The sequence below is a fragment of the Telluria beijingensis genome, assembly GCF_030770395.1.
GTDB classification, from domain to species: Bacteria; Pseudomonadota; Gammaproteobacteria; order Burkholderiales; family Burkholderiaceae_D; genus Telluria; species Telluria beijingensis.
This window is the reverse complement of the sequence record NZ_CP132480.1, coordinates 2,220,937-2,233,433: the sequence shown is the minus strand read 5'-3', so window position 1 is coordinate 2,233,433 and position 12,497 is coordinate 2,220,937. Positions and strand designations below refer to the sequence as shown.

The following is a 12,497-nucleotide window of genomic DNA, read 5'->3' as shown; positions in this document are numbered from 1 at the left end:
CCACCACGTCGTTCCCGGCCTCGGCGGCAGCCCGGCGGGAACCCAAGTGCTGCGTGAGCAGTGGAGATGCCGGCAAACTTGGGTTCCCGCCTGCGCGGGAACGACGGGAAGGTGGCGCAGGTTGCCGAGGCCAGCATCATCGCTGCACCCCTTGTGCCGGGCGCCCCTGCCCTTGTCCCTGACCGCGCGGTCCTGCTGGACGATCGCCCGGCAACACCACACTCGCGCCATCGCGCAAGCGGTCCGCGCCTTCGGTAATGACCTGCTCGCCGACCTTCAGGCCGCTGACGATCTGCACCTTGTCCACCGTCGCCTGGCCGCGCTTGACGGTGCGCAGCGCCACGGTTCGCTCCTGGGGATTGAGCACATACACGAAGTCGCCGTTGGCGCCATGGCGCAGCGCCGTCACCGGCACCACCACGGCATCGCGCAGCGTATTCACGGTCAGGCGCAGGTTGACGAACTGGCTGGGAAAGAGCTGGTTGTCGGCATTGGCGAAGCGCGCCTTGGCGCGCACGGTGCCGGTTTGCGTATCGACCTGGTTGTCGAGCGCGATGAAGCTGCCGGTCGCCAGCGCATCGGTGCGGGTGCGGTCCAGCGCGGTGGCCGGCAGCTTGCCGTCCTGGGCGATGCGCCGCTGCAGCGCCGGCAGGTGGTCTTGCGGCACGGCGAATTCGACGTCGATCGGCGACAGCTGGGTGATGACGGCGATGCCGGCCGCGTCGCCGCTGCCGACCAGGTTGCCGACGTCCACCGTGCGCAGGCCGACCCGGCCGCCGATCGGCGCGCGCACCGTCGCATAGTCCAGGTTCAACTGGGCCGTGCCTTCGGATGCCTTGTTGGTCAGGACGGTACCTTCGAGCTGCTTGACCAGCGCGGCCTGGGTATCGACTTCCTGGCGCGCGATCGAATCCTGTTCCAGCAGGGTGCGGTAGCGCGACAGGATCAGGCGCGCGCTTTCGAGCTGGGCTTCGTCGCGCTGGCGCTGGCCGCGCGCCTGCAGCAGGGCCATCTCGAACGGCCGCGGATCGATCGTCGCCAGCACCTGGCCGGCCTTGACCATCTGGCCCTCGGTGAAGTGGATCTTCTGGACCACGCCCGACACCTGCGGACGCACGGTGGCGGTGGCGGCGGCGACCACGGTGCCCAGCGCGTCGAGATTCACCGGGATATCGGCCTGGGCCGCGGTTGCCACGCCGACCGTGGTGGCCGGGCCCCGGCCGCCGGGACCGCCCGGACCACCAGGACCACGGGCACCACCAGGGCCGCCAGGCCCTCCCGCCGCCATCCCCGGCCCCGCGCCACCCGGACCGCTTTCCGGCTGGGTGAGCGACCAGGCCAGGTAGCCCAGCGCCACCATCGACAGCACGGCGATCGCGCCGCCGATGATGCGGGTGCGCCGGGTGCGCACTGGTCGGCCGGTGGTGGGATGGGTCGGGGAATGCTGGTCCATGCTTATCCTTGTTCTATATAAATGCTAATTGCACAATACGGGTCACAATGACTTTAGCATGGGCGTTTCATGGGATATGTTTCGTAACGTACATTGCTCTGCCGTTAAAACAGGCCATCCGCGGACGCCTTAACGCCGATTTACACAGTTCGCCCCTAATTAGGCGCAGTAAACGAAAAACGGGCGCGGAATGCCTTCCGCGCCCGTCGCAGCCTGTATTAATCAGTTACAAACTGCTTACATATTTCATCACCAATTACCACAGAAGCAATGCGCGACCGCGGCGAACGGCTTGCGCTCCTGCGTCAACTCTGACAGGAAAGCCATGTCCTGCGCCACCTGCCCGACCGGACCGGCCGGGATCGCCTGCTCGACCAGGCCCAGCTTGACCTGGATCGTCATCGCCTGCGCCGCCGATGCCCCCGCCATCTGCAGGAAGCGTTCCACCCGCGTCACCGGACGCTCGACATAGACCACGCGGTAATCCTTGGCCAGCTTGGCGCGGCCGGCGGCCGAGGCCAGCGCATCGTTATAGCTGCCCAGGCGGTCGACCAGGCCGCGTTCCTTCGCCTGGGCGCCGGTCCAGACCCGGCCCTGCCCCACTTCGTCGATCCTGGCTTGCGTGGTCTTGCGCGCCGCCGCCGCCTTGCTGGTGAAGTCGGCGTACACATTGTTGATGCTCTGCTGGACCAGCTTCTCGAAGCGCGGGTCGAGCGGCCGCAGCGGATTGTAGGCATCGGCCAGCCAGGTGGTGGTCACGCCTTCGGTGCGCACGCCCAGTTTATCCGCCACCTTGTCAGCGGTCGGCAGCAGCGCGAACACGCCGATCGAACCGGTGATGGTGGCCGGGTCGGCGATGACTTCGTCGGACGCCATCGAGATCCAGTAGCCGCCCGACGCCGCGACGCTGCCCATCGACACCACCACCGGCTTGCCGGCAGCGCGCGTCAGTTCCAGCTCGCGCCGGATCAACTCGGAGCCATAGGCGCTGCCGCCGGGCGAATCGACGCGCAGCACCAGGGCCTTGATCGCATCGTCCTCGCGCGCCTGGCGGATCAGGTTCGCCGTGGCGCGGCCGCCGACCACGCCGGGACCGCCTGCGCCGTCGGTGATGGTGCCGGAAGCGACGATCACGCCGACCGCGTCGCCAAAGGCCTTCTGCGGATGGCGCGCCAGGTATTCATAGAAGCTCACCTGGCGGAACGACTTGATGTCTTCTTCGTACACGCCGCGCTTGACCATCAGCGCGCGCAATTCGTCGCGGGTCTTGAGGCCATCGACCAGCTTGGCCTGCAACGCCACCTTGGCGGCGCTGCCGCCGGCCGCTTCCATGCGCTCGGGCAGCGTGTCGATCAGGCTGCCCAGGGCGCCGTCCGGCAGCTTGCGGTTCTTCTCGACCAGGCCGGTGTAGCCGGCCCACATCGCGTTGTACAGGTAGGCGTCGGCCTCGCGCGCGGCGTCCGACGGGCCGTTGGCGATATACGGTTCGGCCGCGCTCTTGTAGGTGCCGACCTTGACCAGGTTGACGGTGACGCCGACCTTGTCGAGCGCGTCGCGGTAATAATTGCGGCGCCCGCCGAAGCCCTCGATCAGCACCATGCCCATCGGGTGCACATAGACTTCGCTGGCGTGCGAGGCCACCAGGTAGCGCTTCTGGTCGTACTGGCCGCTCCAGGCCACGACCGGCTTGCCGGCCTTCTTGACCCGGTCCACCGCGGCGCCGAACTCGCGCAGCATGGCCATGCCGCCGCCGTTCATCTCGTCCAGCAGCAGCACCACGCTGCTGATATTCGGGTCGCGCGCGGCGTTGTCGAGCACCTGGACCACGTCGCGCAGGCGCACGGTGCGCTTGCTGTCGCCGCCGACGTTGTCGAGCACCGTATCGCGCAGGGTGGTCTCGTACTGCTCGACCAGGTCGCCCCTGACCTCGACCACCAGCGCGGTTTTATCCGACAGCGGCTTGACGCCGCCGCTGAAGAACATCGCGACGATCAGGATGACGATCAGCAGGAACAGCAGGTTGAAGAAGGTGCGGCGGGTCACGTCGAGCGCGGTCCACAGGAACACGAACCCGCGCCGCAAGGCGCTCAGGGGCTTGAAGGCCATCGAAACTCCAGTCAAGGTCAGGTCAAACGAATGCGCTCAGGCGGCCTGCCCGACCCTGGCCGCGCCAGGATCGGGCCGCGAGATCGCATACAGGCCGGCAAACACCAGTATGCCGTTAATCATCAGCAATTCCAGCCCGAGTCGGTAAGAGCCGAGCAGGTAAGCCTGATTGTACTCAAGGATTGCGCACAGGACGGGTGCGCCGACCGTGATCAGCGGGACAAGCCTGTCGCGCGGCATGCGCCGGGTCAGCATGCCGAAGGCGAACAGGCCGAGCAAGGGCCCATAGGTATAGGCGGCCAGCTTGAGGATCACGCCGATCATGCTCGGGTTGTCGGCCACCTTGAAGCCCAGCACCAGCAGCAGGAACAGGAAGGCGAAGCCCAGGTGCACGCGGCGGCGCAGGCTTTCGGCCTGGGCCGGCGACAGGTCGGTGCGGCGCTTGATGCCCAGCAGGTCGATGCAGGTCGACGAGGTCAGCGCCGTGATCGCGCCGTCGGCGCTGGGGAACAGGGCCGAGATCAGCGCGATCAGGAAGATGATCTGGATCGCCGCCGGCAGGTGGCCCATCACCACGGCCGGGAAGATCTTGTCGCCGGTGGCGGTCAAGCCGACCGTCGGCGCATACAGGTACAGCAGGCCGCCCAGGAACAGGAAGGACAGCAGCACCACGACCAGCACCGCGGTCAGGGTCAGCATGTTCTTTTGCGAGTCCTCCAGGGTCTTGACCGAGATGGTCTTCTGCATCATCTCCTGGTCCATGCCGGTCATGGTGATCGTGATCAGGGCGCCGGCGACGATCTGCTTGAGCCAGAAATTGGGGCTGTCCACGTCGTGCGTGAAGATGGTGGCCAGGCCCTGCGACTGCATCTGGTTCAGGCTCTCGGGCACCGACATATCCAGTTCGCCCAGCAGGATCCAGACGCAGGCGAACAGGCCGAACAGCATGCCGCTGGTCTGCAGGGTGTCGGTCCAGACGATGGTCTTCACGCCGCCCTGGTAGGTGTAGAGCAGGATCATGCCCAACACGACCAGGGTGCTGAGCCAGAACGGTACGCCCAGGCTGTCGAGGATGATGGCTTGCAGGATGTTCACCACCAGGTACAGGCGCGCGGTGGCGCCGAGCAGGCGCGAGACGATGAAGAAACCGGCCCCGCTCTGGTAGGCGCGGCGGCCGAGGCGCACATCGAGGTAGTGGTAGATCGAGGTCAGTTGCAGGCGGTAGTACAGCGGCAGCAGGACGTAGGCCACGGCGATGTAGCCGATCACGTAGCCGATCACGATCTGGGCGTAGCCGAAGCCGTCGACGCCGACCGCGCCCGGCACGCTGACGAACGTGACGCCCGACAGCGTGGTGCCGACCATGCCGAAGGCGACCAGCATCCAGTTGCTGCTCTTGTTACCGATGAAGAAGCTGTCGTTGTTGGCGCCTTTCGAGGTGGCCCAGGCGACGCCGAGCAGCAATGCGAAATAAGCGATGAGGATGCAGAAGAGGAGTTGCGGGGACATGGCGTGCCGAGGTTGATATTTCGCTCAGCAATATACACCCTGTCGCGGCCAGGCCCAAGGCCCGGCGGGCCGGCGCCCTCAGATCTCTTCGCCGCGCACCCGGGTGAAGGGACCGATGCAGGCCTCGATCGAGGCCTCGGCGCACAGCAGGAACAGCTTGCCGGACGGGTGGAATCGCACGAAACGGGTGGCGCTGGCGCCCGGCTTCATCACGTTGCCGGAGCAATCGGGCTTGCCGTTGTCCTTGGTGACGCGGTCGGTCAGGCGGTAGAAGCCGTCGGGATCGGGCTCGTTCGGGATCGTGTAGACGCTCTCGGAGATCTCGGCGGCGCTGGTGACCAGCGTGGTGCCGTCGCCGCGGAAACGGTAGGTTTCGGCGCAGTTTGTGTCGGGCACCTCGAGGCGCCAGATGCCCAGGATCGGGTGATCCGAGGCCGGACCCTTTTGCGCAAGGGCCGGCATGGCGGCGCCCAGGACCGACAACAGCAACAGGCTGGTAATGGCGCGCATGGCGGGCTCCTTCTTCGAGGCCGAACACTGCCTGGACGGGATCGCACAGGCGATGCCATTATTGCATCGCCTGTCGCGGGACGGCGCACGCGCCTTGCGGGTCAGCCGTTCTCGGAACCGGCCTTCGGCTTGGCCGGACGACGGCTGCGCGGCGCGGCCTTGCGGGCCGGGGCCTTGTGCGCCGGGCGGGCAGACTTCTTGCGCGCCGGCTTGGCGTCGGCGTCGGCCTCGGTAGCCTCCTCTACGGCGGGCGCATCGAGCGCCAGCTCCGGTTCGGCCGGCGTCTCGACCACGGCGGGCGCCGTGGCCGGTTCGGCAGCAGCCGCTTCCAGCGCCGCCTGTTCGGCGAGCTTCTTGGCGGACGGCTTGCGCGGCGCACGGCGGCGTTCCTTGACCGGCGCCGGAGCTTCGGCTTCGGCTTCCTCGGCTACCACCGGCGCGGCATCCGCCTCGACCACGAACAGCGTCGGCTGCGATGCCGGCTGCTCGATGGCCTGCTCGTCGTCTTGCGCTTCGGCGTCGTTCACCACCGGCTCCAGCAGGGCCGGGATCGGCGCGGCATCGCCACGGCCGCCCTGCTTGCGGCCACCGCGGCCACGGCCGCGACGGGTGTCCGGCCTGGCTTCTTCAGGCGCGGCGTCGACCGCTGCGCTGGATTCGGCCTGGTCCTGGACCGCCATGTCGGCGCTCGGCGCCAGCTCGGGCGCCGCGCTCTCCACGCCCGGCACGAGGGCCGGCGCATTCGCGCTGCGATAGACATAGGTGCCCGACTTCTCGTCGCGGCCGAACTCGAACAGGCCGCGGGTCTGCGCTTCCTCGAGCAGGTTGCCGAAGGTGCGGAAGCCGTAATAGGTTTCGGAGAAGTCCGGACGGCGGCGCTTGAGGGTATCCTTCAGCAGCGAGGCCCATATCTTGCCGGTGTCGCCGCGCTCGGAGACCAGGGCGTCGAAGGTCTCGACCACCATGTCCAGCGCCTGCACCTTGCGCGCCTCGAGTTCTTCCTTGCGCTTGTCGTCGCTCGCGCCGGCGCGGCGGTTCGACTGGCCCTTGCGCGCTTCCTGCTCTTCGCGGCGCTTGGCGGTGGCGCGGTTCTTCTCGCGCACCAGGTCGTCGTAGAAGATGAATTCGTCGCAGTTCGCCACGAGCAGGTCGGAAGTCGACTGCTTGACGCCGACGCCGATCACCTGCTTGGCGTTCTCGCGCAGCTTCGAGACCAGCGGCGAAAAGTCGGAGTCGCCGCTGATGATGACGAAGGTATTGACGTGCGACTTGGTGTAGCACAGGTCGAGGGCGTCGACCACCAGGCGGATGTCGGCCGAATTCTTGCCCGACTGGCGCACGTGCGGGATTTCGATCAGCTCGAAGTTCGCCTCGTGCATCTGGCCCTTGAAGGTCTTGTAGCGGTCCCAGTCGCAATATGACTTCTTGACCACGATGCTGCCCTTGAGCAGCAGACGCTCCAGCACCGGGCGGATGTCGAATTTCTCGTAGTTGGCGTCGCGTACGCCCAGTGCGACGTTTTCGAAGTCGCAGAACACCGCCATGCTGATGTTGTCGGAAGATGAGGCCATGAGTTGTTGTTTTCTGGTAATAGGTGGACTAGCTAACGGCGATTATACGCAACCGCACGCGCTTTCAACCGTCTCGCTTGCTCGTACCCCAGACGCATCGCCAGCAGGCAGCGCGCCTACCAACCGTGCAAACAAGATTGTGACCGCCTCAATTGTCCGTTTAACATGCCCGCTTCTGCCCTATAATTCGGGCTTCCCGCAACCGGTCTTCGGACGACGATGCTCTCCTTCACCCTGTTCGAGTCAGTCTTCAACAGCTCGCCCTTCGGGCATTACCTGCTGTCGCCAACGCCTGACGCGATCATCCTTGCCGTCAACGACGCCTTCCTCACGGCCTCGTCGCGTACGCGCGAGGAACTGGTGGGGGTCAGCCTGTTCCTGGCCTTCCCCGGCAACCCGGACGATCCGCACGACACCGGCGAAGCCAACCTGCGCGCCTCGCTCGCCAGGGTGCGCGAGACGGGCCGGCCCGACACCCTGCCGGCGGTGCGCTACCCGATCCCGGTGCTGCTGCCCAATGGCGAGACGGTGTTCGAGGAACGCTTCTGGACCTCGACCAGCACTCCGATCTTCGGTCCCGGCGGCGAACTGGCGTGCATCTCGCACAGCAATAGCGACGTGACCGACCAGGTGCGTTCCCAGGCCGCCGTGCGAGAGAGCGAAAAGCGCTTCCGCGCGCTGACCAATGCGACGGCCGAGGTCATCTATCGCATGAGCCCCGACTGGACCCAGCTGCGCCATCTCGAGGGCCGCGGCTTCCTGAAGGACACGGCCGACACCAACCGCTTCTGGCTGGAAGAGTACATCCCGCCCGAAGACCACGACCGGCTGCACCAGGCGATCGCGCGCGCCATCCGCGAGCGCTCGGTGTTCGAGCTGGAGCACCGGGTGCGGCGCGCCGACGGCAGCCACGGCTGGACCCTGTCGCGCGCGGTGCCGATGCTCGACGCCGGCGGCCGGGTCTACGAATGGATCGGCGCCGCCAGCGACATCACCGAGCGCAAGGCGGCCGAGGAAAAGCTGCGCGAGGCCGACCGCCGCAAGGACGAATTCCTGGCCATGCTGGCGCACGAACTAAGGAATCCGCTGGCGCCGATCGGCGCCGCGGCCGAACTCCTGCAGCGCATGAAGCTCGACGAGGCGATCATCAAGCGCACCAGCCAGATCATCGGGCGCCAGGTCGGCCACATGACGGCGCTGATCGACGACCTGCTGGACGTCTCGCGCGTCACCCGCGGCCTGGTGGAACTCGATACTGAGCCGCTCGACGTCGGCGCCGTGCTGCACGAGGCGGTGGAACAGGTCATGCCGCTGATCCAGCAGCGCCGCCACGACCTGGCGCTGCGCCTGCCGCCGCCCGGCACCTCCGTCGCGGGCGACCGCAAGCGCCTGGTGCAGGTGGTCGCCAACCTGCTCAATAACGCCGCCAAGTACACGCCCGAAGGCGGCCGCCTCGAAGTCGGCTCGTCGATCGACGCCGAACGCCGGCTGTGCATCGACGTCAGCGACGACGGCATCGGCATGGCGCCCGACCTCACGGCGCGCGTCTTCGAACTGTTCGCCCAGGCCGAGCGCTCGTCAGACCGTTCCTCGGGCGGGCTGGGCCTGGGCCTGGCGCTGGTGAAAAGCCTGGTCGAGCTGCATGGCGGCACGGTGGCCTGCGACAGCGCCGGGCCGGGCCGCGGCAGCCGCTTCTCGGTCTGCCTGCCGCTGCTGGAGCGTGGCGCGGATGCACCCGCGCAGTGCGAAGAGCAGCTCGGCGCCGGGCAGCCGGGATCGCTGCGCGTGATGGTCGTGGACGACAATGTCGATGCCGCCGTCACCCTGTCGATGCTGCTGGAGTCGGCCGGCCACCGGGTAGTCGTGGAACATGGCGCGCTGCAGGCGCTCGAGCGGGCGCGCCAGTTCGCGCCCCAGGTCTGCCTGCTCGACATCGGGCTGCCCGGCATCGACGGGCTCGAGCTGGCGCGCCGCCTGCGCGCGCTGCCGCACACGGAGCACGTGCTGCTGGTCGCCGTCACCGGCTACGGCCAGGAGCGCGACCGCGAACAGATCCTGGCCGCGGGCTTCGATCATCACCTGGTCAAGCCGATCGATACCGGGCGGCTGTATGCGCTGCTGGACGGCGTCGGCGCGCCGGCCGCCTGAGCCGGCATCCGCCCCGGGATCTTGCGCGATCGGCGCCAGGCGGCGATCATGCCGCAGACATTTTTTGACATCGACACCATGCAAGCACACAAAGCCCATTACCTGCAGCTGCGTCCCCACGACGCCCTGCCCGACCTGACCCACCTGGCGCCGTTCATGGCGGTGGTCGTGATCGACGACGACAGCGACGAGATGTGGCGCTGGGACGTGGCGCGCTGGCTGGTCGATTCCGGCTGCCGCTTCATGCTGGCCTGGGGCAAGGAGTGCGCGAGCTGGAACGAGGCGGTCGAGGATGCCGCGCTCGAAGCGGCCGACTACGACGAGGTGGCGCCCGAGCACACCGTGCTGACGACGGCGCACGAGGATGACGACCTGGACGAGGTGTTCTGGTTCGCGCGCCACCGCGCCAGCCACCCGGCGCTGCGCTTTACGACCGCGGTGATCCTGCACGTGGCCGTGCGCGGCCGGCCGGACGAACTGCTGGCGCAGTTCGCCGATGCCTGAGCCCAGCGGGACCTTACACCCGCGCCAGCGTCTCCGGATCGGGCTCGCCGTCGAAATATTTGTCGATACAGGCCTGGAATACCGCCTCGTCGGGCGCCACGTCGGCGAACAGCGTCATCGACGAGCGGAACTTGAGGTCATCCGGATGGCCGAAGATGTCGTGCGCCGACGGCCCGTCGAGCGCGGCCACGATGCCCGCGCATTCACGCAGGCGCCGCCCCAGCACCGGATGGGCGAGATAGGCCGCCGCTTCGTCTTCCGAGGCGATGGCGTAGCGGCGCGCCATCTCGCTGCTGCCCAGGCCCTGGATTTGCGGGAACACGAACCACATCCAGTGACTGCGCTTGTGCCCGGCCCGCAACTCGGCCACTACCGTTGCGTATACCGGCTCCTGCGCCTCGGCGAAGCGCGCCAGATTGAATTCATCCATGATGCTGCCCTCCCCTTGTCAGCGAAATGCTACAACGTCTTCGTTGTTTGCTAAAGTGCCGCACGATGAACGCTGAACACCTGCAACTTCTCCTGGTCCGCGAGATGCCTTATGGAAAATACAAGGGACGCAAGCTGGCCGACCTGCCCGGCCACTACCTGGGCTGGTTCGCGCGCGAAGGGTTCCCGCGCGGTGAGCTGGGCCAGTTGCTGGCCCTGATGTACGAACTCGACCACAATGATTTGCGCGGGCTCCTCGATCCGCTGCGCGATCCTCGCCGGCAACCGCGAAATAGGTGATACCCTCTAGCAACAGACACACCGGAATTCGCCTGGGCATCGGTATAATCGAACATTCAACGAAGAACCCACCATGCTCAACGAACACGCTCCCGCACCCCTGGTGCTGGTGGTCGAGGATGACGACCACATCGCCCAGGTATTGCGCTTCATGCTCGAACGCCAGGGCTACCGCGTCGTGCACCTGGCCGACGGCCGCGCGGCGAGCGAGCATGTCGCCGCCAGCGACGAAGTACCCGACCTGATCCTGATGGACGTGATGCTGCCCTATCTCGACGGCTACGAGATCGTCGCCCAGGCGCGCCGGCGCGCCGGCTGGGAGGCGGTGCCGATCCTGATGCTGACCGCCCACAACACCGAGCGCGACACCGTGCGCGCGCTCGACGCAGGCGCCGACGACTTCGTCGGCAAGCCGTTCCAGCCGAACGAATTGCTGGCGCGCGTGCGGCGCCTGCTGCTGCCCGGCGGCTGATCCGGGCGCGCTCCCGAAGCGGGCGCGGCGGATCGCCTGGCTCGCTTACACTCGGGGGTATGTCGCGCACTTACTTCCTGATTCCGCTCCTGCTGTCACCGCTATTCCTGTTTCCGGCCCAGTCGGCCACCTTGCTGCTGTGCCCGGGCGCCCCGCTCGCGTCGCCAGGCGCGGTCACCCAGGACACCACCACTCCCATGGGCGCGCGCATGCGCGCCATCGTCACCGAAGCGCCGGGAAAACCGGAACCGGGTTGCCGCGCGCTGCCGCTGAACGTGGCTGCCAGCGGCGTCCAGGCCGTGCATATCCTGCCGCCTGGCGCGACGCCCGGCGCCACCATCCGGCTGCAGGGCGAAGAACAGGGCAAGGATTTCACCGTCACCGGACACACGCTGGACGAGAATCGCTCGCCGGCCGCGCCGGCAGCGTCGGATCGGGCCACGCAGCGCCCGACCGACCCCGCGGAAGTGCGCAGCAAAGCTCCCCGCGCGACCTGGGCCTGGAGCCCGAACGCCTGGCGCGAACGCGCCGCCGAGATGCTCGACTGGGCCGTCGCCCAACAGATGGGGGAACTGTTCATCAACGTGCCTGTGCGCGCCGGCCAGGTGGCCGAACCGCAGGCGCTGGCGGCTTTCGTGCGCCAGGCGGCCAGCCGCGGCATCGCGGTGACCGCCTTCGAAGACGGGCCGGAACTGATCCTGCCGACCGCGCGCGAGGATGCAATCGGACGGATGCGCGCCTACGTCGCGTATAACGCGCAGGCCGGCAAGGATGCGCGCCTGAAGAGCGTGCAGTTCGACGTCCAGCCCCAGTTGCTGGCGCCTGACAAGCTGCCGCCGGCCGCGCGCGACCGCCATTATCTCGACCTGATCGGCGCGCTGCGCAAGGCCGCCGGCGACCTGCCGCTCGAGTTCGTGGTGCCGGTCGCCTGGCAGGGCGAGGACGCGCTGCTGCGCGGCCTGGCCCGCAGCGCCGACGCGCTCACGGTGCGCAACTACCGTACCGATTCGGACGAGATCGAAGGCAATGCGGCGCCGTTCCTGGATTGGGGCGCCCGCCACGGCAAGCGGGTGCGCATCGCCCTGGAAGCCGGACCGGCCGGCATCGGCGTGGAGCGCCAGTACCGGCGCGCGGGGCCGGGCGACAAGGGCGACCTGCTGGTGTTCGACATCGGCGGCCAGAAAGTCCTGCTGGTGCTGAGAGTGCCCGCGGCGCAGGACGAAGCGCAGGCCTACGCCCTGGTCAGGCGCCGCGACATCGCCGGCTCGGCCACCACCTTCCACTTCGACAAGCCCGCGCTGATACGCCTGTTGCCACGGCTGGAACTGGCGTTCGGCGCATGGAAAAGCTTCGGCGGGATGGTGGTGCACGAACTGCGCTGAGCGGGCGCCGACCGCTGTGACGGAAGCATGCTGTACGGTGGGCGGGTCTCCCGCCCACGCGTTCGACTTACGGATTCGCCGTGGCAAAGCGTGTGCCGGTTGAACGCGTGGAC

11 protein-coding genes are annotated in these 12,497 nt (G+C 67.6%); 5 read left to right on the top strand and 6 right to left on the bottom strand.

Annotated features, from left to right (window positions below):
- Window positions 1-136: 136 nt before the first annotated feature.
- The 5 genes from Q9246_RS09945 to Q9246_RS09925 all read right to left on the bottom strand — a co-directional run bounded on the left by Q9246_RS09945 (window position 137) and on the right by Q9246_RS09925 (window position 7,149).
- Complete coding sequence (locus Q9246_RS09945; RefSeq protein ID WP_306397389.1) at window positions 137-1,453, bottom strand: efflux RND transporter periplasmic adaptor subunit; 1,317 nt, start codon at window positions 1,451-1,453, stop codon at window positions 137-139.
- A gap of 249 nt (window positions 1,454-1,702) precedes the next feature.
- Complete coding sequence (sppA, locus tag Q9246_RS09940; protein ID WP_306397387.1) at window positions 1,703-3,559, bottom strand: signal peptide peptidase SppA; 1,857 nt, start codon at window positions 3,557-3,559, stop codon at window positions 1,703-1,705.
- A gap of 36 nt (window positions 3,560-3,595) precedes the next feature.
- A complete protein-coding gene (locus Q9246_RS09935) occupies window positions 3,596-5,068 on the bottom strand; it encodes a sodium:solute symporter (RefSeq protein WP_306397385.1) in 1,473 nt (490 codons plus the stop codon).
- Window positions 5,069-5,146: 78 nt separating this feature from the next.
- Window positions 5,147-5,578, bottom strand: a complete 432-nt coding sequence (locus tag Q9246_RS09930; protein WP_306397383.1) for a hypothetical protein — start codon at window positions 5,576-5,578, stop codon at window positions 5,147-5,149.
- 101 nt (window positions 5,579-5,679) lie between these two features.
- The gene (locus tag Q9246_RS09925) at window positions 5,680-7,149 is read right to left on the bottom strand and encodes an NYN domain-containing protein (RefSeq protein ID WP_306397381.1); all 1,470 of its coding nucleotides are present in this window, start codon (window positions 7,147-7,149) and stop codon (window positions 5,680-5,682) included.
- 219 nt (window positions 7,150-7,368) lie between these two features.
- Between Q9246_RS09925 and Q9246_RS09920 the strand changes: the two genes are divergently transcribed.
- The gene (locus Q9246_RS09920) at window positions 7,369-9,297 is read left to right on the top strand and encodes a PAS domain-containing hybrid sensor histidine kinase/response regulator (RefSeq protein WP_306397379.1); all 1,929 of its coding nucleotides are present in this window, start codon (window positions 7,369-7,371) and stop codon (window positions 9,295-9,297) included.
- 78 nt (window positions 9,298-9,375) lie between these two features.
- Window positions 9,376-9,801 (top strand): DUF7684 family protein, encoded by a 426-nt coding sequence (locus tag Q9246_RS09915; RefSeq protein ID WP_306397377.1) that lies wholly within the window; start codon window positions 9,376-9,378, stop codon window positions 9,799-9,801.
- A gap of 13 nt (window positions 9,802-9,814) precedes the next feature.
- On the opposite strand, the gene Q9246_RS09910 is transcribed toward Q9246_RS09915, so the two are convergent.
- Window positions 9,815-10,231, bottom strand: a complete 417-nt coding sequence (locus tag Q9246_RS09910; protein ID WP_306397375.1) for a DUF1810 domain-containing protein — start codon at window positions 10,229-10,231, stop codon at window positions 9,815-9,817.
- Between the two features lie 65 nt (window positions 10,232-10,296).
- Here Q9246_RS09910 and Q9246_RS09905 point away from each other — a divergent pair, with 65 nt between their 5' ends.
- The 3 genes from Q9246_RS09905 to Q9246_RS09895 all read left to right on the top strand — a co-directional run bounded on the left by Q9246_RS09905 (window position 10,297) and on the right by Q9246_RS09895 (window position 12,384).
- Window positions 10,297-10,530: a DUF3820 family protein gene (locus tag Q9246_RS09905; RefSeq protein WP_306397373.1), complete on the top strand. Its 234-nt coding sequence runs from the start codon at window positions 10,297-10,299 to the stop codon at window positions 10,528-10,530.
- A gap of 73 nt (window positions 10,531-10,603) precedes the next feature.
- On the top strand, window positions 10,604-11,002 hold the full coding sequence (locus tag Q9246_RS09900) for a response regulator transcription factor (RefSeq protein WP_306397372.1): 399 nt from the start codon (window positions 10,604-10,606) through the stop codon (window positions 11,000-11,002).
- A gap of 59 nt (window positions 11,003-11,061) precedes the next feature.
- On the top strand, window positions 11,062-12,384 hold the full coding sequence (locus tag Q9246_RS09895; protein WP_306397370.1) for a hypothetical protein: 1,323 nt from the start codon (window positions 11,062-11,064) through the stop codon (window positions 12,382-12,384).
- Window positions 12,385-12,497: the final 113 nt, after the last annotated feature.